Raw genomic sequence first — 22,238 nt, 5'->3', positions numbered from 1 at the left:
GGAACTGGCAATTGCACATGGACGACAAAACGCGTTCTGAAAGCGACTCGAGGTGAAAGTCGCCCGCGTTCCACGGGAACTTGTCTTATAACCCATTGCCGGCGACTTGCACATTGGCGAAAACAGCTCTAAACCCACTCATTCATATAGCTCATGAGAAACGCAGGATGCGGGAAGCAACGAGTGAACTGGAAAAGCAAATTGATCTGGCAACGAAGCTGCTTTCCCTGGCGGCGAAAGTTGGCTTACTGACTGGCGGGACGTGCATCGTCAGCTACCTGCTCGGCAATGGCCATTACCCGCAAGGCGTTTCCATCGGAGACAGCCTGCTGTTTTTGGTCGCGGCGTTCTGTTTCGGGGTCATCTGCCTTTACTTTTCGGTGTCCGTCACGGCTGCGGGCGTGTTGCTTGCACCAATGTTCGTACCGGTGCTGAGATTTCTCATCTGGGTGACAACGATATTCCGTGCTGAAAAGTCCAAAGCGGAACTGAAACTACAAAAAATAACGTTCCTGACGGTGTTTTTTGGCATCTGTGGTGTGGTGACCATTTATTTTCTTGCGCGCAAGAATCCCCTGGAACATATCCCTCTCGTTCTGTTGCCAATCTTTCAATACGTCGTTTATTCGGCCTTCTTACAGCAGAACAACAAGATCAAAGCCGCTTACGGACCGCCCTCGAAAATAGCCGATACCGAGTCTTCCGAGACAGACGTCCGGGTCGATGTGAAACCCATGAAAAGACTCAGGGCGATGATCGCCGGACTCCTCATCCTGACCCCCATTCTCATGGGCGGCGTCACCTCGGACTTACTGCAAACCGCCATGAGCCTGGCAAAGATACGCATCGAACGAGCGACGATTCTGGTAAAGCCGCCTTATGCCAACTTACTGCCTGCTCCCCAGGACTCACCCTTGCAAGACTATAAAACCTTTGAAAATGCGACCGTGGTGTTCCGCGGGGTTGGCAACTCGACACTGATTGAAATGCGTACCGCAGATACGGCTATCCGGCTGGAAATCCCCAATGACTCGATCATCATCGAACGCAACACGAGACTCATCACTCAACCCAAACCGGAAACTGGAGATAAAGCCGGATAATCAGGGCAATTGAATCCCGCACGACCTTGTAGGATTTCCGGATAGTGGGCGACCTTACAAAAAGGGGCGCACAAAACACTGTTCCATGACCCGCCGCCCCCACTGCTGCCCTTCCTGCTCATGTTCCAATCTGAAACCGAAATCTTCATATAACCTGCGGGCTGCATCGAGCCCCTGGAATGTCCAGAGCCGGGTAGCAGGAAACTGCCACTGGTCACAGAACTTCATCGCTTCGGCCAACAGGCGCCTGCCTGCCCCCTTGCCCCGGGCGCAGTCGTCGAGAATGAAACAGCGCAGGATCGCTTCACCCCCTTCGCCTTCACCGTCAATGGCAATCGAGCCGACAATGCGCTCACCCTCCAGGGCCACCCAGACCTCATTGCGTGGGTTGTGCAAACGCCCCATCAGTTCGGCCATGTCCGAGGCCACCAGGCTTTCGAAGGGCTGGCCGAAATCCGAATGCCGGGCGTAATAATCCGCATGCATCTGGACAATGCGGCCGATGATGCCGGGGCGGTAGCCGCGGGCAATGTCCAATGGCACCGGGGATGACACTTCAGCACCGAGTCGATGCGCGCGAAGTGCGACAGCATAGTGAGCGATGCCTTCACGGACTGTCCGGCGTTGTTCCTCGCTCAAGTGAGACATGGCCGCTTCTACCTGCTGCGTGGCGAAGCGATCGATGGAGCGCAGGGTTTTGGCGCCCTGCGCAGTGAGTCGCAGGTGCTTGGAGCGTGCGTCAGCCCCATTGGGAACCTCTTCGAGCTCACCCGCCTCGATGAGCTTGCGAACCATGCGGCTCACACTGGACTTTTCCAGCCCAAGGAGCTCGACCAGCTCGGCAGCCGTCAGCACCTTCCGGCTCCCGATCTCGACGATGGCGTGCACGGATGAGGGCGGATACGCCGTAGCCGCCAGCGTGGCATTCATGAATCCCAGTTCTCGCACCATGAGGCGCGACGCCGAACGGATGTGGTGGATCAGGTCATGCGGGAAATGGCCCATGGCACACACCTCAGCAGAAATATGCAGTTAGTTGTATAGCACAACCAACTTAACCCTGGGCATGAGGTGCTTTCATTCGAACTTTATTCCTGGCAGGCCGGCTCAAGAAATGCGCGCAACCTGACCGACGCGGCGCTGACGTCAGGAACTGAATTTTCAGGGCCAGGCCTGACACTGCCCCTATTTCAACTCCACCAACCGGAGCGCCTGCGACCCGTCCAGCGACAGGTGAATGGTGGCCGCCCGGCTAGGAAAATTCGGCGCATCGTCGTCGGTATTCTCCATAACCGGAATATCGATCAACGTCTGCTCACCTGTCGGATCACTGACCAGTTTGGCATCCAGCTTGTCGATCGAACGCCAGCTGTCACCACCAATGCGCATTACGTCGAGCAAGTTGTAGCGTTGCTTGCCCTCTTCGTTCTCTTCAGGGTTGAAAACCGCCAGGTATTGGCTGTAATTGTTGCCCATGCCAAAACCTTCAATGGTGAACACCGCAAGCGTTACTTCGCTGTCCTCCCCAGTATCCAGTGTCTGTACCAGCGTCGCTTCAGGGTAGCCGGTGGCATAGCTGTCCTTGAGGAGTGCCACCAGATGCCCGACCTGTTCCTCCAAAGGCTTTGGAAGGGACTTCGGCTCGGCGGCGTGAGTCAGGGTACAGGCGAGGAACAGACTGGCAGTCAGCAGGTGCAATTTCATGGAGGAGAAAGTCCGGGATACGGGAGGTGAGCGCGGATATTAGCGCATCGACAGCAGGATTGATTAGCCCCCATTACCCACAGGAGCTTATTCCCCAAGGAAGGTCATTCAACTCGTCGACGCCGGTACAAACACCGTTTCACGCCCTTTGCGGCCATCGGTCACGATACGATTCACCAGTTCATCCTGGATATGAGCATACTCAGATAAAGAAAGTCGCAGGCGAGCTGCGTTGATCACCTGCGAGAAGATTCGCGTGCCGTTCAGCAGCACTTCCATGGTAATCAGGGTGCTGATCAGTGTTCCGGGGATGCAGTCTGCCTTGACGCTGTAGGTCAGGGGCCGCTTGCCATCGAATTGCTGGAGCACCATTTCGATGGCTGCCATTTCACTGTTGGCTCCGTGACTGCCCGCGACCAGATTACTGGGCTCTTCCCTGCCACCGAGACCATGGCCGCGCAGATGAAGCCATTCCTGATCGTCGCGGACGGCATAGCGCGATGCCGACAGCGACCCACTTTCGATCAATTCCACTGCCCTCCTTGCGTCTTCAACAGTGACGCTGCTCAAGGGGGGCAGCAGGCCGAACGCCGTACCGTTAGCGACGGCAACGAAAAACTTCGCCATGACGCTGCCTTGGGACTTGCGCTTATCGGCATTGCGGCCGGTGCCCACCAGCGCTTGTTCCAGCGACATATTACTGTAGCCCGACTCATCAACCGCCCATTGGCGATGGTTCCAGTCGGCGGCGATCTGGTGCATCGAAGGCTGCTCGCGCTCAAGCCGCATCGTCATGTGGAAGCCGCCCCCTTTGCGCTTGGCCCTGAAGATCTTGCGCCAATGGTAAAGGCTGGAGTGAGGTCGATTTCTCATCAGATACCAACCACGCCCCTTTGAATCAACAAGCCGGCCGAGTGCACCGGTTCCGCCGGGGGTTGGATTGAAATTGAACGGCGGGGTCACCCCTTCCGGCGGATCCATCTCGCCCAGCCCTTCGATTCGAACCTTACCGATGGCAATTTTCGGCGTGACGCGTGCGACATGTTTGATCGTTGCGCTGCTCGGTGGAGAGGCGCTTGGTAGAGAGGCTGAAGCGTCGTCCAGTAACGTATTGCAATAAGGGCAGTACATGAACAGGTCGCTGACCGGGTAGTGGCACTTCTTGCAATTGGACACGGCGCTCACCTCCTTGGATGCGTTGAACAAGGCTAGCACCGGAGTCGACTCCCAGCAGATCAATCAGAAGAAAATAGCGGCGTTGTCCAAATGCGCTCAGCGGGCGACGCATTCTGCGTTGAGGGAAGCTGCCCGGGAAGCGCTGGGTCAGTTTGCATGGGTATTAAATGTGCCACCGTCATCGCGAGCAGGCTCGCTCCCACAGGTTTTGTGATGAGTCCGATTTTCCTGGAAACCTCGAATAATGTGGGAGCGAGCCTGCTCGCAATGGCGCTGGGTCATTGCGCAGGAGTATCACGTCGACGCCCGATGCCTCAACGCCTGGGTCATCCGCTGCAGCAATTCGCTTTCCGAAAACGGCTTATGCAAAACCGGGTACCCGGCGAATTCGCCTGGCACTCCGCTGGCGCCGTATCCGGTGCTGAACAAGAACGGGATGCCGCGATCGCGCAGGATTTCGGCCACCGGAAAAACCCGTTCGCCGGCCAGGTTGACGTCCAGAATGGCCAGATCGATGTGCGCCGCGCTGGCCTCGTCCCGCGCCGTCGCGAGCCGGGCGACCGAGGCCACGATTTCGCAGCCCAGGTCCTCCAGCATTTCCTCGATCAACATGGCAATCGCGCCTTCGTCCTCGACCACGAGCACCTTGACTCCAGCGAACGGAGGCATGCCTAGGCTCCGATCAGAAACGAGAAGCGGCAGTAAACGCCCTCCGGGGCGAAGGTCAGGTCGAACTGGCCGCCCAAATCGCGCTCGATGCAGCGTTTCATCAGGCGCGAGCCCAGCCCTTCCCGCTCCGGTCGAGCCACGGGCGGTCCGCCCTGCTCCCGCCAATCCAGGGTCAACAAGGTGCCGTTTGGCTGGGGTTGCAGGTCCCAGGTCACCGAAAGCGAGCCTGTCTCGACGGACATCGAGCCATATTTCAGCGCGTTGATCGCCAGTTCATTGAGGGTCATCGTGAAGTTGAGCGCCACCCGTGTGCCGACGTCGATGGTCGCACCCTCGATCGTGATGCGATCGGGCTCGAGCCCGAAGACCGGCATCAGCACTTCCTTGGCCAGGGCGTCCAGGGGCGTATTTTCCCAGTGCCGCTTCGTCAACAGGTCATGGGCCCGCGACAACGCCAGCAGCCTTGCTTCGAAGCGACGGTAGCCGTCTTTTGCATCCTCCGCGTTGCGCGCGGTCTGGGCGGCCAGGGATTGCACCGTGGCCAGGGTGTTCTTGACCCGGTGATTGAGCTCGTCGATCAACGTCTTCTGCCGGTTCTCTGCCTGCTTTCGCTCGGTAATGTCCACCAGCATATTGATCGCGCCCACGAGGTTGCCATCGGCATCATGCAGGGGCGTGGGATAGGGATTGAACGGCACACGGGAGCCATCCGGGCGTTGGGCGATGGCCTCGGCCCCGCGAATCGCACGGTTCTCCTTCAACGCCACGGCCATGGGGCATTGGTCGTGGGGAAGCGGACTTCCGTCGGTATTGAACAGTTTCCAGGTCACGCACCACATGTCACCCAGCTCGGGAGTGCGTCCGGACAATTCCACAGCCGCGCGATTGTAGAACGTGATACGGCCTTCGGCGTCGGTGGTATAGACCGCTGCGGGCAGTGCTTCGAGCACATTGCGCAGCTGCCGCTCGCTCTCGCGAACCTGGTTTTCCATGCGCTGCGCGAGGGTGACGTCCTGCAACACCCGCACGCCATAGCGGAACTCGCCGCCCGCATCGCGTACCGACGAACTGTGTATGTCGAGGTAGACAATCTCGCCATCGAGCTTGAACGCGCGCTTGCGCAGCACATAATTGTCCAGTTCACCGGCAACCTGGCGAGCGTACAGGGCGGCGTCCTGCCCGACACTGTCCGGGTGGGTATAGTCCAGGAATGTCATCGCCAGCAGTTGTTCGCGAGTGCGGCCCAGCATACGGCAGAGGGCATCGTTTACCCGCAACAGCCGACCGTCCTCGTCGGCCTCGGCAATCCCGATGGTCGCCGCCTCGTAGGTGGCCGAAAGCCTGTCATCGCTCTCCTGGCGCGCCGCCTCGGCGGCATGAACACACGTCATGTCGATGGTGAAACAGCGGGTGTTGAAGAGTTTCCCCTCCTCGAACCGCCCATTGGAAGTAATCGAAACATGCTTGATGGAGCCATCCTTGGCCCGCAAGCGCGCCGGATAGCTCTCCAGGCAATCACCGCTGCTCAGTTTATTGAGAATGTCGCCAATGACCGGCTCATCGACATGAAACTCGGTGATAGGGCGGCCGATGTATTCCTCTTCCGAGTAACCCAGCAGAGCCAGTTCGGCCTTGTTGGCGCGCAGGATGATGCCCTCGCCACTGACGATATGCAGACCCACGGCGCTGTTGTCGAAGAAATCTTCAAGGTCGGCGCTCTTGCGCCGAAGCTCCTCAGCCAGGGCGTGCTGTGCAGAGATGTCCTGGAAGCAATTGATCGCCCCTTGGATGACGCCACGCCGGTCTCTCAGGGCCCGGATGTTCATGAGTGCCACAAACCGCGACCCGTCCGGGCGCTGGATGACGATTTCCTGGTTGCGCGTCACCTCACCGGTACTGAGCGCCGAGGCCGTCGGGCAGTCCACAAACGCCAGCGGCGTACCGTCGCTCAAGAACAACCGATGGGAACCGCAGAAGCGATCACCGTTCACGCCGAGCTCCGGCTTGCGCCCCCACAGTTCAGCCGCCTCACTGTTGTACCTGACGAGCCAACCCTCGCGGTCGCACAGGTACACCGCACCGGGAATGGCCTCGAGCGCGTTTACCCCCATCGAGACCAGGCTTTCGTACTCGCTCGGCACCAGCGCTTCCCTGGGAAGTTCTTCAACGTTTGACATCAGTGATCCTCAATCCACCTGGCTAAGCGCCCTTGCTGTCCATCGCCCCATGCGTATGCCCGTGTCGGCGGTGCCGGCTCGAATAACGCACTCTGAAGTCAGGTGGGGGGATCTTGCATACAGCGACAATGGAGTCTAGATCCCTATTCGTCGTACGAGTTCAGATTGACTGGATACCCCCGTCCCGGGAGGTCAAAAACCGAACAGCTCTTGAGGCGTTTGCAGCATCAGCGCTTGCATCAGCGATGCCGAACAGTCCAATGCCCGCAACTGCGCCATCACCGTCTCGAACCCAACGCTGTGTTCATGTTGCGTATGCGGCCAGTCACTGCCCCATACCAGCCGTTGCGGGCCGAAGCTGCGCTCGAGCAAGACCAACGAGGCTCGGGCAAATTCGAGGTTCTGTTGATCCGTCCCCGCCAATCGGTAAATACCGGATACCTTCATCCAGACTTGTCCGCTCAAGCCCAGCTCCAGCAATTCGGTAAAACCCGGTTGGTCGATACCCAGGCGCGAATCCGGCCGACCGAAGTGATCCACCACCAGCCTGATGCCAAACGGCATCAGTTGGTGGATCAGCCCCGGTAAGTCCGCCAGGTTGCGGTGTAACTCGACATGCCAGTCCAGCGCAGCCAGATGGCCGAAAAAATCCTGCCAGGCTGCGTCACGAAAATCAGGCAGGTCCTTGCCCATCAGATTCAGGCGAACACCGACCACACCCAGTCGGGCCATGTCATCCATCACGGCACGGCTGATACCTGGCTCCAGCACCACAACCCCGCGCAACTGCTGCGGAGCCTGCTGGAGCGCGGCCAGCAGATAGCGGTTATCGGTGCCAAGAAAGCTGGGTTGCACCAGGACGCCATGGCTCAGGCCATGGGCTTGCAAGTGCTGCAGGTATTGGTCAAGCGTCGCGTCATAGTCAGGTGTGTAGCGTCGTTCGACGGTCAGCTCCAGCCCACGACTGAACACGTGGGCATGGGAATCGATGCCGGTGATTGGCGTAGCAAAGGTGTCAGGCATGGGCGCTCTCGTTACCGTCGACCGTGGCGTTTGCCGATGCAGTGGAGGCTTGAAGGTTGCGCCCGCGGGTTTCCGGAAGACACAGCGCCGCGAGCACCGCCACGCCGTAGGCTATCCCGGCGTCGATGCCGATGGCTGAGCCCAGGGACATGGAGTCGCTCATGTGGCCGACCAGGAAGGGAAAGACCGCCGAGAGTACCCGGCCGAAGTTGTAGCAGAACCCCACGCCAGCGCCACGCACATCCGCCGGGTACAACTCGTTGAACAGCGCCCCGAGGCTCGCCGGAATGCCGGCGGCGAAGAAACCGAGCGGGAACCCCAGGAACAGCATCTGGGTGTTGCTCAACGGCAGGAACACATAGCACTGCACGGTCACGACACAGCACAGCGCGAACAGCACGATGTTCTTGCGACGGCCGATGCGATCAATCAACAAGCCGCTGACCACGCAGCCACACCAGAAGGCAAAGATGATGACGGCCAGGTAACCGCCGGAATTGAGTACCGACAGGTTACGTTCGGTCTTGAGGAAGGTCGGCAGCCAGGTCATCACCGCGTGATAACCACCGTGTGCGCCCAGCCCCAGCAACCCACCAAACAGCGTCACGCGGATCAGTTCAGGACGAAAGATGCCAGCCAGGGATTTGAAGAAGCTCTGCGGGATGGCCTGTTCTTTTTGCAGGCGCTGGAAACTGTCCGGCTCCTCGACGTTACGCCGGACCCAAATGATCAGGAACGACGGCAGCAGGCCGACGATGAACATTACCCGCCAAGCCATGTCCTGGGGTACGAACGAGTAGATCAGCGTGAAGACACCGACCGCCAGGCCCCAACCCACCGCCCAGGCGCTTTGTACCGTGCCCATGACCTTCCCGCGGTACTTGGGATTGATGGTTTCGGCCATCAGCACCGCACCGGCGGCCCACTCGCCACCAATTCCGAATCCCTGCAGCGCCTTGACGATCAGCAACTGGTGAAAGCCGGTGACGAACGCGGACAGAAAGGTGAAGAACGAGAACCACAGAATCATCCATTGCAGCGTGCGCACCCTGCCGTAGCGGTCCGACAACGTGCCGCCGACCCAGCCGCCGAGAGCCGAGGTCACCAGGGTCACGCCGCTGATCAGCCCCGCATCGCCCTTGGACAAGGCAAATGCCGCGATCAGCGCCGGTATCGCCAGGCCAAACATCTGTACTTCCAGCGCGTCGAGCGACCATCCGCCGAAACAGGCCCAAAACGTTTTGCGCTCCCGCGCAGTGACTTGGCGATACCAACTGAACATGATTTTTATCCTTATAAGCAGAACGAAAGGCAGCCGAGAGCGAACCGCGCCGCTACAGGGCCAGTGATGGCAAACACAACAGTAAAAGCCGCGGCGAACGACTCGCCGCCGGGTGACCGCTAATCCGCCACGGTCAACGAATTTCCACGCTGTAGCGGAAATGCTCGGCATGCCCGCGGGAGCGTCGCCACTCCAGCGGGTTGCCGGCGTAGTCCCGCGCCAGACGCTCGATCACCACGACCGGGCTGTTGACCGGCACTTGCAGCAACCGGGCGTGAACGTCATTCACCGATTCGGCGGTGAGGGTTTCTTCGGCATAGGCGACAACCTGACCGCAGGTTTCTTCGTAGATGGGATAAAGCAGCGGCCCTTTCTGGCTAAGGTCGATGTCGAGCAGCGGTTGAAAGCGACTACGCGGCAACCAGATTTCTTCGGCGAGCACCGGCTCGACCTCCAGCAGCCGTACACGAACGATGCGGATCACCGGTGCGTCGACGGGCAATCCCAACGCCTGCGCCACCGCCGACGGCGCAGCCACCGGCTCGATGGACAAGATGCGGCTCTCCGGGACCCGACGTTCGCCCGACGCGCTTTGAAACCGGAAGAATCGGAACAACGAAGACTGGAACTGAGGACGGCGAATAAAGGTACCGCGCCCCTGCTGACGCTCCAGAACGCCCTCGCTGACCAACGCATCGATCGCCTTGCGCACGGTACCGGTAGACAACTGATACTCCGCCGAAAGGGCTGCCTCGGTGGGAATCGCTTCTCCCGGACGCCAGCGATTATTGGCAATCTGTTCAGCCAACTGGTCTCGCAGGCGTTGATAAAGCGGCAGGCGGACATCACTAGAGAGGGCTTTCATCGACTTTATTCACCTTGTTATCTAGTCATATATATGAATATGCGCCGAGTATTTGCCCAGGCAGCGAGGTTGTCAAGAATGGCCTCGGTGTATGGCTGACGAATGGCGTGCTTCGAGTGGCCCGGATCCCTGATCGGGGAAGCTTGATGAGCGGCGACTGACTGAACTTCACACCTTGGCCATGCTGCCGGGCGTGGCCGTGTTTTCTGTGCTGGAAGGCCGACCGCGTCCTTGATCAATATCCCGCGTGACGAGGCAATGCCATGGAAATGAGGGCGGCGAGGAGGACAAAGCCGCTGGAAATCCACAGACATGCTTCCAGTCCGTGGATTTGATAGACCCAACCGGAAAGCAGCGTGCCGATCAATCGGCCCATGGCGTTGGACATGTAATAAAAGCCCACGTCCAGTGATACGCCGTCCTCCTTGGCATAGGACACGATCAGATAGCTGTGCAGGGAGGAATTCACCGCGAACAATGCACCAAACACTGCCAGTCCGCCGAGCAGCACCATCGGTTGCGACAGCCCGGTGCCCAGGCCCAGCGCAATAGTCATCGGCAGGCCAGCCAGTGCCAGCGCCCAGAGGAACGCGCCACGGCCGTCCGGTACATGCCCCCGTTTTTTGCCAGTGATGTAGGGCGCCAACGATTGCACGAGGCCGTAGCCGATCACCCAGGCGGCGAGGAAACCGCCGACCTTCCAGAAGTCCCAGGCAAAGACGCTGCTCAGGTAGACCGGCAAGGCCACCACGAACCAGACGTCGCGGGCACCGAACAAGAACAGCCGCGCCGCCGACAGGATATTGATCGCGGGGCTCTTGGACAGCAGGTCGCGGAACTTGGGCTTGGCTTTTGCCTTGCCCAGGTCCCTTTTCAGCAAAATCAGGCTACCGATCCAGATCAGCGCCAATGCACTGGCCATCGCCAGCAGCGCGCCCCTGAACCCCATCGACGCCAGCAAGGCCCCGCCGAGGAAAAAACCAACGCCCTTGAGGGCATTTTTCGAACCGGTGAGCATCGCCACCCACCGGTAGAGCGTGCCCTGTTGCTCGTTGGGGACCAGAAGCTTGAGGGTGCTTTTGGCACTCATCTTGTTCAGGTCCTTGGCGATCCCGGACAAAGCCTGGGCTGCCATGACCCAGGGAACGGTCAGCCACACTGCCGGCACCGTCAACATGAGCAATGCCACGACCTGCATGCCCAGGCCGATGTTCATGGTGCGGTTCAAACCCAGCCGGGCACCGAGATAGCCGCCCACCAGGTTGGTGATGACGCCGAAGAGTTCATAGAACAGGAACAACGCAGCGATTTGCAGCGGGCTGTAGCCCAACGCGTGAAAGTGCAGCACCACCAACATGCGCAAGGCACCGTCGGTGAGGGTGAACGCCCAGTAGTTACCCGTGACGAGCAGGTATTGCCGCACTTCCGGAGCGAGGGCCGCCAGTGACTTCATGAATGCCCGGCCAGACCAGCCATCCGCGCCAGCTCGACGGTGCGGTTGGCATAGCCCCACTCATTGTCGTACCAGGCGTAGAGCTTGACCTGGGTACCGTTGATGACCAGAGTCGACAGCGCATCGATGATGGATGAGCGCGGGTCGGTCCGGTAGTCGATGGACACCAGCGGCCGCTCTTCGAAACCGAGGATGCCTTTCAACTCGTTCTCGGCGGCGTCCTTGAGCCATTGATTCACCTCTTCGACCGTAGTGGCTCGCTCGACCTCGAAGACGCAATCGGTCAGCGAAGCATTTGCCAGTGGCACCCGCACGGCGTGACCGTTCAGGCGCCCGCGCAACTCGGGGAAGATTTCCGCGATGGCGGTGGCCGAGCCAGTGCTGGTCGGGATCAGGCTAAGGCCCGAGGCACGGGCACGGCGCAGGTCCTTGTGGGGTTGATCGAGCAGGCTCTGGGTGTTCGTCAGGTCATGGATGGTGGTGATCGAGCCGTGGCGGATGCCGAGCTTTTCATGGATGACCTTGACCACCGGGGCCAGGCAGTTGGTGGTGCAGGAGGCGGCGGTGACGATGGGATGTTCAGCGGGTTTGAACAGGTGGTGATTGACCCCCATGACGATGTTCAGCGCGCCCTTTTCCTTCACCGGCGCGCTGACCACCACCCGCTTCACGCCTTGGTCGAGGTAAGCCTGAAGCACCGCGACGGTCTTCATCTTGCCACTGGCCTCGATCACCAGATCGCAGCCTGACCAGTCGGTGTCGGCAATGGTCTTGTGGGCCGTCACCTTGATCCGCTTGCCCTCGATGACGATGTCATCGCCGTCTGCATCGGCCTGGTGGTTCCAGCGGCCGTGCACGGAGTCGAAGTTCAACAGATGCGCATGGGTGGCCGCGTCACCGGCCGGGTCGTTGACCTGCACAAACTCGAACTCGGGCCAATGCCAGGCGGCCCGCAGTGCGAGACGACCAATCCGGCCAAAACCATTGATTCCCACTTTGATCGTCATGTTGTTCGAATCCATATGCGAAAAATCGAATATATGTTTTCCCGTATGTAATGGGAAGCCCCCCGTACCGGTATTGCGGGGGCAAATTGGAAGAGCGGTGGATCAGGTCGTTCAATGTTGGATGTGCCGCCGCCATCGCGAGCAGGCTCGCTCCCACAGGGGCCTGTGTCGTACATAAGCAATGCATGCACCGCCGATCCAATGTGGGAGCGAGCCTGCTCGCGATGGCGGTGGTTCAGCTTGCATCCATGTCGAATGTACCACCGCCTTCGCGGGCAAGCCCGGCTCCCACAGGGGCCTGTGTTGCGTGAAAGTAATGCATGCACCGCAGCTTCAATGTGGGAGCGAGCCTGCTCGCGATGACGGTGGTAAAGTGCACGGCAATCGAATGAGAATCCACTTTGAGAGACCCAGGGTGTACAACCCCCATCTCTCGTCATCCGCAGCGATAACAGCATGATCGAAATCACTGAAGTTTCCATTGCCCAGTTGCGCGCCGCGCTCGAATCTGGACAGACGACAGCGGTAGAGCTGGTCCAAGCCTACCTCGCCAGGATCGAGGCCTACGACGGGCCGGACACGCCAACCGCCCTGAACGCGGTCGTGGTGCGAAACCCCGAGGCGTTGAACGAGGCACAGGCATCCGATGTCCGTCGGGCCCAGGGCAAGACGCTGGGACCGCTCGATGGCATTCCCTACACCGCCAAGGACAGCTACCTGGTGAAAGGCCTCACAGCCGCCTCCGGAAGCCCCGCCTTCAAGGACCTGATTGCCTATCGCGATGCCTTCACCATCGAGCGGTTGCGTGGTGCAGGGGCGATATGCCTGGGCAAGACCAATATGCCGCCCATGGCCAACGGCGGCATGCAGCGTGGCGTGTACGGCCGCGCCGAGAGCCCGTACAACGGCGACTACCTCACCGCACCCTTTGCATCAGGTTCATCCAACGGCGCCGGAACGGCAACGGCGGCCAGTTTCGCCGCATTCGGCCTGGCCGAAGAAACCTGGTCCAGCGGACGCGGCCCGGCCTCGAACAATGGCTTGTGTGCCTACACGCCTTCGCGTGGTGTGATCTCGGTGCGCGGCAACTGGCCGCTGACGCCAACGATGGACGTGGTCGTGCCTTACGCACGGACCATGGCCGATCTGCTGGAAGTGCTGGATGTGGTGGTCGCACAGGACCCGGATACCCGGGGCGACCTATGGCGCCTGCAACCCTGGGTGCCCATTCCGAGCGTCGATGCCGTGCGGCCCGCGTCCTACCCCGCGCTCGCCGCCGCTCCCGAGGCGCTGGCAGGTATCCGCTTCGGCGTTCCCCGCATGTACATCAATGCCGATCCCGACGCCGGCACGGCCGAAGCCCCGGGCATCGGCGGTCCGACCGGGCAACGCATCATCACCCGGGCTTCAGTGATCGCCCTCTGGGAAGAAGCACGCAAGGTACTGGAAGCCTGCGGCGCCGAGGTGATCGAAGTGGATTTCCCGCTGGTATCCAATTGCGAGGGTGACCGCCCCGGCGCACCGACGGTGTTTACCCGTGGCCTTGTTTCCAAGGCGTTCCTCCACCACGAACTGTGGGACCTGTCGGCCTGGGCGTTCGATGATTTCCTGCGGGCCAACGGTGATCCGAAACTCAATCGCCTGGCCGACGTGAACGGCCCGCTGATCTTCCCCCACGACCCGGGCACCCTGCCCAACCGCGAGGACGATCTGGCCGCCGGCATGGACGAATACGTGAAAATGGCCGAACGCGGCATCACGCCCTGGGACCAGATTCCCACGTTGCCGGACGGTCTGAGGGGGCTGGAAAAGACCCGGCAGATCGACCTGGAAGATTGGATGCAGCAGCTTGGACTCGATGCGGTGATTTTCCCCACCGTCGCCGATGTCGGGCCGGCAGACGCCGACGTCAACCCGGTCTCTGCGGATATCGCCTGGAGCAACGGCGTCTGGGTCGCCAACGGCAACCTCGCCATCCGCCATCTGGGCGTGCCTACCGTCACCGTGCCGATGGGCGTCATGGCAGACATCGGCATGCCTGTCGGCTTGACGTTTGCCGGTCGTGCCTATGACGACTCGAACCTGCTGCGCCTGGCCTCGGCATTCGAGTCAACCGGCTCGAAACGGCGGGTACCGCCGCGCACGCCGCCGTTGTCGACTCGCTGAAACCAAAGGGTGGTGGAGCGTTGCCCACCACCCCGCTACGCCGATGCAGGGTACGTCAGCTTGAGCCCGTGCGCCTTTGCGGCAGGATTCAATATCGCCCTGCTCGATTTATCCTTGTCCATGATGTGGATGACCTCGACGTCGCGAAGCAACAGATAGTCGGCGACGATCCTTCGATGGCAGCGCCACCAGACCGCTTCCGCGCACATGATGACGCACCGGTGGGTTTCACCGAGCGCCAGCAGCCGGTTCAGACCGCCCTCGAACGCCTCCGAGAGCGCATAGTCGGCGTAATTGTGAAAACTTCGATTGGTCCAGAACGCGTTGGTCTCTTCAGGGACGGTGCTTGACTTCTTTCGCAGCCCTCCCAGCTCCACGATCTGCTCATGGTTGATTCCAAGCCGGGCCAACTGCCCAGGCAAGGTATCCAAGTTGTATTGGGGATTCGTCCGGGATCGCGGAACCGTTCGCACATCGACCACGGTGTCGATCCCAAAGCTCCCGATGGTTTCCACGAACTGTTCGAGGGTCCTGGTCGAATGACCTATCGTGTAAACATTGTTCATGACGAAGACCCTCGAAACAGCACGGTCAATGGCTGCCGAAGTCGGCGCTTACGCCATATTTCTCCAACAACTTCAGCGTGACACCATTGGTCCAGCCGAAGCCATCCTGCAACTCATATTCGCCCCCGCCACCGCCCTGCCCCGCGCCGGATACGTCGTATTTCTCCACCAGCTTGTCTTCGTCGCGATAGAGATTCTGCACCTGTGCCAGGAAGCGCGTACCAATCTGCTCCGCCAGCGCGGTCTGCTGGTAACGATTCAAACCATCCACCGCCACCCATTGCAGCGGTGCCCAGCCATTGGGCTCGTCCCACTGCTGGCCGTTGCTGACCTGGGTGGTCGCGATGCCACCCGGACGCAGCAAGCCTGAACGTACCGCATCGGCAGTACGACCTGCGCGCTCGGCCGAGGCCAGACCGGTGTATAGCGGAAACAGCGTCGCAGCGGTCAAGTTGGGGCGTTGCTGCTTCAGTTGCCAATCGTAGTCCACGTAATAGCCGCCATCGGCCTTCCACAGATGCTGCTCGATGGCCCGTTGGCGCAGGTCGGCGCGCTGGCCATAGGTCTGGACGCAGGGCACGTTCTGGACAGTCCCGCAGGCCTTGGCGATGGTGCGCTCCAGGTGATACATCAGGCTATTCAGGTCCACCGGCACGATGGCGGTGGTCCGTATCGTCGTCAGGTTCTTGCCGTCGCCCAGCCAGCGGGAGCTGAAGTCCCAGCCACTTTCGGCGTCGGCACGCAGGTCTCGCCAGACCTCCTGTTTCGGCCTGTCCGGCGTCTGTTCGGCGGTCTTGACGTCCTGCAACCACGACTCCTGCCGTGGCGTCGGGCTGGCATCCCAGTAGCGATTGAGCACGCTGCCATCAGCCAGTTTGACCACGTGTTGGGCTGCCGCGCCGGGCTTGAGCGTCTGCGCGCCAGCCATCCAGTAGGCATACTCCTTTTGCAGTTGTGGCAGGTATCGACTGTAGGCCTGGTCCCCCTCGATGTGCGCCTGCAACTCCACCATGTAGGCAAAGAACGGCGGCTGGGAGCGGCTCAGGTAGTACGTGCGATTGCCATTGGGGATATGGCCGTAGGTATCGATCATGTAGGCGAAGTTGTCGACCATCTGCCGCACCCGGGCCTTGTCGCCACTTTGCTCCAGACCGAGCATGGTGAAGTAGGAGTCCCAGTAATACATCTCGCGAAAACGCCCACCCGGGACCACATAGGGTTGGGGCAAGGGCAACAGGCTGCTGTACTGAGGCACTTCCCTGTAGGTTCGGCTCAGCACCGGCCAGAGATTGTCGATGTGCTCCCGAATCGGCGCGCCGGGCTTGGGTGCCGGGCTTTCGGCTTGACCGGACTCGGTGAAATTGGCCTTCACGAAAGCCTTGAGATCGAAGCCGGGGCTTTCACGGCGGGCCAGGTAATCGGCACGGATCTGCGCCGGGTCGCGGTTCGGCAGTGCGTCCACGAAGTGTTTCTGGTCGGTAAACACCTGGCCGCGTTGCACCGCTTCAAACAGCTCCGGGTAGGCCTGGTCAGGTGGCGAGTTGGCCCGTCCCTGGGCATCGGCGTAGCTCCATGTTGCCGGCGGTTGACTGGAACAGGCCGCGCAAAGCACGACGGCGAAGGACAGGCTGGTGAAATGCAAAGGTCGCATCAGTGGACTCCCTGTTGTCGTTCCTGGACAAACGAGTGACATGAGGGAGTGACACTGGGTTCATTTAAATCGCCGGATCGATGGAGTTTGGCCTTTGTCCGGTGACGTCAGGCCCAGGATCACGAAGCATTCGCCAGCCTGGTCTGATTGCGGCCCCGTGCCTTGGCCATGTAGAGCGCCTGGTCGGCTTGCTTGAGCAGGTCTTGTGCCGTCACCTCCTCCATGAGCACCATGACTGCCAGGCCAATGCTCACCGTCACGAAGCCGAACGGCGACCTGGCATGGGGCAGCGCCAGGGCCTCCACGGCTTCGCCCAGGGCCTTGGCATGCTGCAGCGCACTGTCGACGTTGGGTGTCGTGGAGATGAATACAAACTCCTCGCCCCCATAGCGCGCCACCAGGTCACCGGCCCTTTGGGTATGGGCTTTCAGCGCATTGGCGATGCTTCGCAGGCAATCATCGCCAGCCTGGTGTCCGTAATGGTCGTTATAGCTCTTGAACAGGTCGACATCGATCAGCATCAGCGACAACAGTGTTCCCGCGCGCACCGAGCGCCGCCATTCGTTGACCAGGGTTTCATCAAAGTGCCGACGGTTGGCGATTCCCGTCAAGCCGTCAGTGGTGCTCAGCACAACGAGTTGCCGATTGGCTTCCTCAAGCGCCGCAGTCCGGTCCTTGACCTTGAGTTCCAATTGTTCATGGGCATCCTGGATTCGATCCGCCATCGACGCAAAGTCCCGTGCCAGTTCGCCAATTTCATCGGCGGAGCGGATCGGTAGTCTGTCGCGGTTCAGGCGTTCCCGGGACAAACCCAGCGAGCGTGTTGCCTGCATCAGGCGAAACAGCGGGATGGCTACCTGCTTCTGCAGAATGGAGCGCAGGATGAAGATCTCCACCAGCAGGGTCAGCAGTCCAAGGGCAACCACGATCAGCAGGTTGTTGAGAATCGCCGGCACCATCTGCGCCCGGGGAAAGTGCACCGCGAGTGCCCAGGGTGTACCCGGAACGAGGCCCATCGCGACAATGTCGTCGCGTGTCTGCACCACCACCGCCTGGCCGGGCGCCAGCTTGGGCACGGTCTCTAGAAGCGGATAGTCGCCGTCCAGCCCGAGCGAACGGATGGAGGCCTTGCCTTCGCTGGTCTTGACCTGGTCCATCTTGCCTGGATAGTAGATCAGCGTGCCGTCGCCATCGGCGATGAACATGGTGCTGTACGCGCCATCCACGAAGGGTTTGGCCGTGCGTTTCATGAGTTCATCGAGCAGTACATCGACACAGGCCAGGATCTGGTGCTTGCCGGAGGCGTCGGCCACGTCGGGCGTGGCCACGGTGGTCATCCAGGCGTTGTTGGAGGCATCCCAATACATCCGGGTGAACAGCGTTTCGCTAGCTGGGCTCGCAAAGCCGCGCGCATAGAACTCATAGGTTTCCAGCTTCAGGGCATCCGGCCCGGAATAGGTAAAGACCTTGGCGATATCGGCCTGCTGGTAGATGGGAAAGCCTTTCTCAGGCACTACGCCATAAAAATTGAACAGGCGCCCCTGGACGCTGGAGCCATATTTGTACGAGAGGATATACGACAAGGCAAACCGGGCCTTGATGTCATCGTTGGGTGGAATATCGGGCGCGTAGGTGGCTGACATTCCGGCGAAGCGACGGCCGTCCGGCAGCGGTTCACCTTCGAACAGCATCGGTCGCTGGGTGTAGGAGCCATCCTCGTGCCGGTAGAAGATCCGGTCGAAGTCCTGCACCAGTGCAGCTCGGCTTCCCGGGTTGTCGAGGCGGCTCCTGAACTCGTTCAGGAAATTGCGCTGCAGGTCCTTTATTTCGTTGAACGGCAGGGATTCGCGCTGCAAAGTCTGCTCGGTGGAGAGCAACAATTGCGTGGTAATCGCTTTTTCCAGCGAGGACAGGTTCACATAATAGGAAATCGCACCGGCACACAACGAAACCAGGCCGATCCGCAGGACCGCCAAACGCAGCGCACGGGTTGTGAGTGAGTGTTTGCCGGAGCTCAGCCCTGGGTCTTCTTGCGACATCTCTTGCTCTCCGATCCAACATCTCGCCAGCGCCAACGCCAATGCGCATATGAGCAATATCGGCCCGACCGCCCAAGGCTGAAGTTTCCAGGGCGAATTACACGCCAATCCGCCGGACGAGCCGTCCATCTTCCCCCAGGTGACGAACGACGACAGGTGCGACTCAAGCCTGAGTCAACCCAGCCGATAACTATCGAGGAGAGGGCTCTTTGGCCCCACCGTGTCCTGCCGGTTTCTTAGGGTAATTTTCGATGGTCCTGTCGCTTGACCGTTTGCTGGTGCTTGGTGTGCTGATGCTCATGGCTGCAAGCGGATTCTCGCCGAATGCCACGGCAGAGCCTGCGCTACGCATCGTTACGGAGGAACTGCCACCCTATAACATGACGCAGGATGGGCGGATGACCGGCATGAGCACCGAGGTGGTCCAGGCCGTGCTCAAGGAAATCGGCATGCAGGCCCCGATCCAGTCCATGCCTTGGGCGCGCGCCTATCAGTTAGCACTCGATGACAGCAACGTGCTGATCTACTCCATCGCCCGCACTCCTGAACGCGAATCGCTTTTCCAATGGGTCGGCGCCATCGCACCGACCCGCTGGTACCTGTATTCGCTGGCTGACCGGCCCGTGAAACTCAACTCGCTGGACGAGGCCCGTGGTCACCAGATCGCCACCGTCAACCAGGACGTGGGCGAGCAATACCTGGTCTCGAAGGGTTTCCGTATCGGCGAGGAATTGCAGTCGAGCACCAAGTACGAGCACAACTACCGCAAGCTCAAGGTCGACCATGTGGAGATGTGGATTTCCAACGAACTCAACGCCCAATACCTGGTTCGCCAGAACGGCGAAGACCCAGCCAAGGTGTTGATCCGCACATTGCCGATTCCCGCCTTGAGCCGCGAGGAAGGCCTGAGCATGGCGTTCAGCCGCAAGACGCCGGTCGAGACCGTGGAGAAATTCCGCGCCGGCCTGGAGACCATCCGTCGCAATGGCGTCTACGATGCCATCCTGCACAAATGGCTGTGAGATGGCGCGTCACTCCGAGACTCCTTCAATCCAACCACAGGTCAAGGCGTTCAGCTCGCTAGGGCGTCGCCTGGTACTCGCGACACTGTTGTTCTGCCTGCTTTTTACCCTGGCCATGGTCACGCTGCGTACCTGGCTCGCCTGGGAAAACAATCTGGCGGAAATGAATTCGGAACTGGTCCTGATCGACCAGGTGTTCCAGAACACCTTGTCCCACGCCATCTGGGAACTGGACCGTGAATCCCTCGGCAAACAACTCTCCAGCGTCGCCAAGGCGGCACCGGTGGGCCGCGTGGTGCTCAAGATCCTGCGACCCGGACAATCGCCCGAGATCATCGAACTCAATCGATACGCCGTCGTCATGTCCGGCCCGGCGCCCACGCTGCAGCGTGAACTCGTCGCGCAACCCTACGAAGGCGCCAACGAAAAGGTTGGTGAGCTGACCATCGAAGGCGATAACAACCTGCTGTGGGAACGCCTCTGGAGCGAGGCCCGCAGCATCGTCATCACCCAGGTGATCCAGTCGCTGTTACTGGCCGGGTTGGTCATGACCGTGTTCAATCGCCTGGTGACCGTACACGTCATCCACATCGCCCGGCACCTGGGTCAACTCACGCCACAGACCCTCAGGCAGCACTTCAAGCTGCAACGTTCGGTGCGTCGCCAGGACGAACTGAGCCTGCTTGAATCGCAGCTCAACGAACTCCAGGACAACCTCCACACTCACCTGGAGCGCCAGCGCCTGGATGAACTGGCCATTGAGGCCAGCCGCGATCAGTTGGCCGAGTTGGTCGAGGCACGTACCGCGGAACTCAAGGCAGCCAACCAGGCCCTCGAAGCCCTGTCACGGCACGATGCGCTGACCGGGCTGCCCAACCGTCGCTATTTCGACGAGCTCAAGGAAGTCGAGTTTCGTCGTGCGCTTCGCTATAAGACCCCATTGTCGGTGCTCATGTGCGACGTCGACTTTTTCAAGCTCTACAACGACACCTACGGCCATATCCAGGGCGACCAATGCCTGCAGCAAATCGCCGAAACCCTTCGCGGCGTCTTCGAGCGCTCCGGTGAGCTGACCGCCCGGGTGGGTGGCGAGGAGTTCGTCGTGATGCTGCCTAATGTCGACGCAAAGCAGGCCTATGACGCCGCCCAACGGGTTCGTGCCAGCCTGGCCAAGCGCGAACTGCCCCATAGCGGCTCGTCGGTTTCACCCTTTGTCACCCTCAGCATCGGCGTCGCCGAGCTGGACCCGCAGACCATGGATCATTTCGACCTGTTACTACAACGTGCCGACCAGGCGTTGTATCGGGCCAAACATCAAGGACGTAATTGCGTTGCCTTCTAAACCAGTGAGGCCTGTATGCACTATCGCCTGACGCTCTGCTTATGTTTGTTCGCGGCCTTGACCAGCCTGCACAGTCACGCCGAGGGGATCGAAGTCGTCACCGAAGACTCGCTGTACGCGTACCTGCGTGATGGCAAGCTCGTCGGGCCGGGCACCCGCGTCGTAGAAGAGACACTGACTAAAGCCGGGCTGACCGACCACCATATCCTGTTGTACCCCTGGGCCCGGGCTTACGACAAGGCCCTGCACGAGCCCAATGTACTCATCTATCCCATGGATCGCACGGTGCTGCGCGAGCCGCTGTTCAAATGGGTGGGCGAACTGGAACGGGTGACCATCAAGCTCTACAAGCTGCGCGAACGCCACGACATTACCTTGGCCAACCTCGAGGATGCCAAGCTCTATACCACGGGCGTGGTGCGTAACGACTCCAAGCAGTTGCTCTTGCAACAGCAGGGGTTTACCCGGTTGGTGGTATCAGCGGATCGTCGTGATAACTTCCAGAAACTGCTCAACCGTCAGGTCCAGCTCTTGCCGATGCCGGAAAACGCGGCACGGATCATCTGCGACGAAGAGCATGTAGCCTTCGCCGACCTGGAAGAGGTCTACTCCTTCGATGAGCGTCCCGCCCGCGTCTACATGGCCTTCAGCCTGAGCACGCCGGATGAGATCGTCGCCCGAGCGCAGCGCGCTTTCGAGCAGCTCGAGGCGTCAGGTGAAGTGGCGCGGATCATGCGCGAAGAACGCTAAAGCCTTGTGGGAGCGAGCCTGCTCGCGATTGCGGTGGGACAGCCTGCATTGAGGTTGAATATGCCGCCGTCATCGCGAGCAGACTCGCTCCCACGGAAATCCTGGGTTAGTGGCGAAACTGACCATCCGAAAATATCATGGGTAATCACCACCCGTGCTCGCTACCTGAGCAAATGCGGCTAGGCGAACACCTGTCGGCATGACCGATCCTGTGCCCAACGTCCTTCCAGGAGCCTTTGCCCG

Annotated in this window: 18 protein-coding genes; 5 read left to right on the top strand and 13 right to left on the bottom strand. The window is 60.3% G+C overall.

Going from position 1 to position 22,238, the window contains the following annotated elements; translation table 11 throughout:
* Positions 1-167: 167 nt before the first annotated feature.
* Positions 168-1,103: a hypothetical protein gene (locus ACODTO_RS18965; protein ID WP_489106897.1), complete on the top strand. Its 936-nt coding sequence runs from the start codon at positions 168-170 to the stop codon at positions 1,101-1,103.
* Between the two features lie 54 nt (positions 1,104-1,157).
* Here ACODTO_RS18965 and ACODTO_RS18960 read toward each other — a convergent pair whose 3' ends face one another.
* The 10 genes from ACODTO_RS18960 to ACODTO_RS18915 form a co-directional block, all read right to left on the bottom strand.
* Positions 1,158-2,108: a bifunctional helix-turn-helix transcriptional regulator/GNAT family N-acetyltransferase gene (locus ACODTO_RS18960; protein ID WP_489106896.1), complete on the bottom strand. Its 951-nt coding sequence runs from the start codon at positions 2,106-2,108 to the stop codon at positions 1,158-1,160.
* A gap of 180 nt (positions 2,109-2,288) precedes the next feature.
* Entirely contained in the window at positions 2,289-2,807 is a 519-nt protein-coding gene (locus tag ACODTO_RS18955) for a hypothetical protein (protein WP_139649994.1), read from the bottom strand.
* Positions 2,808-2,915: 108 nt separating this feature from the next.
* Complete coding sequence (locus tag ACODTO_RS18950; protein WP_175362845.1) at positions 2,916-4,013, bottom strand: hypothetical protein; 1,098 nt, start codon at positions 4,011-4,013, stop codon at positions 2,916-2,918.
* Positions 4,014-4,277: 264 nt separating this feature from the next.
* A complete protein-coding gene (locus ACODTO_RS18945; RefSeq protein ID WP_175386528.1) occupies positions 4,278-4,652 on the bottom strand; it encodes a response regulator in 375 nt (124 codons plus the stop codon).
* A gap of 2 nt (positions 4,653-4,654) precedes the next feature.
* A complete protein-coding gene (locus ACODTO_RS18940; RefSeq protein ID WP_175386526.1) occupies positions 4,655-6,829 on the bottom strand; it encodes a PAS domain-containing sensor histidine kinase in 2,175 nt (724 codons plus the stop codon).
* 192 nt (positions 6,830-7,021) lie between these two features.
* A complete protein-coding gene (locus tag ACODTO_RS18935; RefSeq protein ID WP_489106895.1) occupies positions 7,022-7,852 on the bottom strand; it encodes an amidohydrolase family protein in 831 nt (276 codons plus the stop codon).
* The gene (locus ACODTO_RS18930) at positions 7,845-9,134 is read right to left on the bottom strand and encodes an MFS transporter (RefSeq protein ID WP_175362848.1); all 1,290 of its coding nucleotides are present in this window, start codon (positions 9,132-9,134) and stop codon (positions 7,845-7,847) included. Before ACODTO_RS18930 ends, ACODTO_RS18935 begins: the two co-directional genes overlap by 8 nt.
* Before the next feature lie 133 nt (positions 9,135-9,267).
* Complete coding sequence (locus tag ACODTO_RS18925) at positions 9,268-9,999, bottom strand: GntR family transcriptional regulator (protein WP_139650007.1); 732 nt, start codon at positions 9,997-9,999, stop codon at positions 9,268-9,270.
* Between the two features lie 235 nt (positions 10,000-10,234).
* Positions 10,235-11,452 (bottom strand): organoarsenical effux MFS transporter ArsJ, encoded by a 1,218-nt coding sequence (arsJ, locus tag ACODTO_RS18920; RefSeq protein WP_489106894.1) that lies wholly within the window; start codon positions 11,450-11,452, stop codon positions 10,235-10,237.
* Complete coding sequence (locus ACODTO_RS18915; RefSeq protein WP_175362850.1) at positions 11,449-12,459, bottom strand: ArsJ-associated glyceraldehyde-3-phosphate dehydrogenase; 1,011 nt, start codon at positions 12,457-12,459, stop codon at positions 11,449-11,451. The genes arsJ and ACODTO_RS18915 overlap by 4 nt, the downstream gene beginning before the upstream one ends.
* Before the next feature lie 456 nt (positions 12,460-12,915).
* Here ACODTO_RS18915 and ACODTO_RS18910 point away from each other — a divergent pair, with 456 nt between their 5' ends.
* Positions 12,916-14,625: an amidase gene (locus tag ACODTO_RS18910; RefSeq protein ID WP_489106893.1), complete on the top strand. Its 1,710-nt coding sequence runs from the start codon at positions 12,916-12,918 to the stop codon at positions 14,623-14,625.
* Between the two features lie 35 nt (positions 14,626-14,660).
* Here the strand turns inward: ACODTO_RS18910 and ACODTO_RS18905 are convergent, their stop codons facing one another.
* From ACODTO_RS18905 to ACODTO_RS18895, 3 genes are all read right to left on the bottom strand, one after another.
* On the bottom strand, positions 14,661-15,191 hold the full coding sequence (locus ACODTO_RS18905) for a DUF488 domain-containing protein (protein ID WP_139650015.1): 531 nt from the start codon (positions 15,189-15,191) through the stop codon (positions 14,661-14,663).
* Between the two features lie 25 nt (positions 15,192-15,216).
* Entirely contained in the window at positions 15,217-16,842 is a 1,626-nt protein-coding gene (gene treA, locus ACODTO_RS18900) for an alpha,alpha-trehalase TreA (RefSeq protein WP_489106892.1), read from the bottom strand.
* A 119-nt stretch (positions 16,843-16,961) separates the two neighbouring features.
* On the bottom strand, positions 16,962-18,881 hold the full coding sequence (locus tag ACODTO_RS18895) for a sensor domain-containing diguanylate cyclase (RefSeq protein ID WP_489106891.1): 1,920 nt from the start codon (positions 18,879-18,881) through the stop codon (positions 16,962-16,964).
* A 251-nt stretch (positions 18,882-19,132) separates the two neighbouring features.
* On the opposite strand from ACODTO_RS18895, the gene ACODTO_RS18890 reads away from it, so the two are divergent.
* From ACODTO_RS18890 to ACODTO_RS18880, 3 genes are read left to right on the top strand one after another with little or no spacing between them, the layout of a single operon-like run.
* Positions 19,133-19,903, top strand: coding sequence for a substrate-binding periplasmic protein (locus ACODTO_RS18890; protein WP_139650021.1), 771 nt, complete (start codon positions 19,133-19,135; stop codon positions 19,901-19,903).
* 1 nt (position 19,904) lies between these two features.
* Positions 19,905-21,245 carry a GGDEF domain-containing protein gene (locus ACODTO_RS18885; RefSeq protein WP_464711691.1) on the top strand — a complete coding sequence of 447 codons (1,341 nt, stop codon included), beginning with the start codon at positions 19,905-19,907 and terminating at the stop codon, positions 21,243-21,245.
* Between the two features lie 15 nt (positions 21,246-21,260).
* The gene (locus ACODTO_RS18880) at positions 21,261-21,995 is read left to right on the top strand and encodes an ABC transporter substrate-binding protein (protein WP_139650024.1); all 735 of its coding nucleotides are present in this window, start codon (positions 21,261-21,263) and stop codon (positions 21,993-21,995) included.
* Positions 21,996-22,238 lie beyond the last annotated feature (243 nt).

This window comes from Pseudomonas sp. FG13 (assembly GCF_057809755.1).
The sequence above is the reverse complement of the archived record's forward strand: the minus strand, read 5'-3'. Positions and strand labels throughout refer to the sequence as shown.

Coding starts and splice junctions, on each gene's coding strand:
- ACODTO_RS18965 (WP_489106897.1), top strand. CDS start 168: ATGCGGGAAGCAACGAGTGAACTGGAAAAGCAAATTGATCTGGCAACG.
- ACODTO_RS18960 (WP_489106896.1), bottom strand. CDS start 2,108: ATGGGCCATTTCCCGCATGACCTGATCCACCACATCCGTTCGGCGTCG.
- ACODTO_RS18955 (WP_139649994.1), bottom strand. CDS start 2,807: ATGAAATTGCACCTGCTGACTGCCAGTCTGTTCCTCGCCTGTACCCTG.
- ACODTO_RS18945 (WP_175386528.1), bottom strand. CDS start 4,652: ATGCCTCCGTTCGCTGGAGTCAAGGTGCTCGTGGTCGAGGACGAAGGC.
- ACODTO_RS18940 (WP_175386526.1), bottom strand. CDS start 6,829: ATGTCAAACGTTGAAGAACTTCCCAGGGAAGCGCTGGTGCCGAGCGAG.
- ACODTO_RS18935 (WP_489106895.1), bottom strand. CDS start 7,852: ATGCCTGACACCTTTGCTACGCCAATCACCGGCATCGATTCCCATGCC.
- ACODTO_RS18930 (WP_175362848.1), bottom strand. CDS start 9,134: ATGTTCAGTTGGTATCGCCAAGTCACTGCGCGGGAGCGCAAAACGTTT.
- ACODTO_RS18925 (WP_139650007.1), bottom strand. CDS start 9,999: ATGAAAGCCCTCTCTAGTGATGTCCGCCTGCCGCTTTATCAACGCCTG.
- arsJ (WP_489106894.1), bottom strand. CDS start 11,452: ATGAAGTCACTGGCGGCCCTCGCTCCGGAAGTGCGGCAATACCTGCTC.
- ACODTO_RS18915 (WP_175362850.1), bottom strand. CDS start 12,459: ATGACGATCAAAGTGGGAATCAATGGTTTTGGCCGGATTGGTCGTCTC.
- ACODTO_RS18910 (WP_489106893.1), top strand. CDS start 12,916: ATGATCGAAATCACTGAAGTTTCCATTGCCCAGTTGCGCGCCGCGCTC.
- ACODTO_RS18905 (WP_139650015.1), bottom strand. CDS start 15,191: ATGAACAATGTTTACACGATAGGTCATTCGACCAGGACCCTCGAACAG.
- treA (WP_489106892.1), bottom strand. CDS start 16,842: ATGCGACCTTTGCATTTCACCAGCCTGTCCTTCGCCGTCGTGCTTTGC.
- ACODTO_RS18895 (WP_489106891.1), bottom strand. CDS start 18,881: ATGTCGCAAGAAGACCCAGGGCTGAGCTCCGGCAAACACTCACTCACA.
- ACODTO_RS18890 (WP_139650021.1), top strand. CDS start 19,133: ATGGTCCTGTCGCTTGACCGTTTGCTGGTGCTTGGTGTGCTGATGCTC.
- ACODTO_RS18885 (WP_464711691.1), top strand. CDS start 19,905: ATGGCGCGTCACTCCGAGACTCCTTCAATCCAACCACAGGTCAAGGCG.
- ACODTO_RS18880 (WP_139650024.1), top strand. CDS start 21,261: ATGCACTATCGCCTGACGCTCTGCTTATGTTTGTTCGCGGCCTTGACC.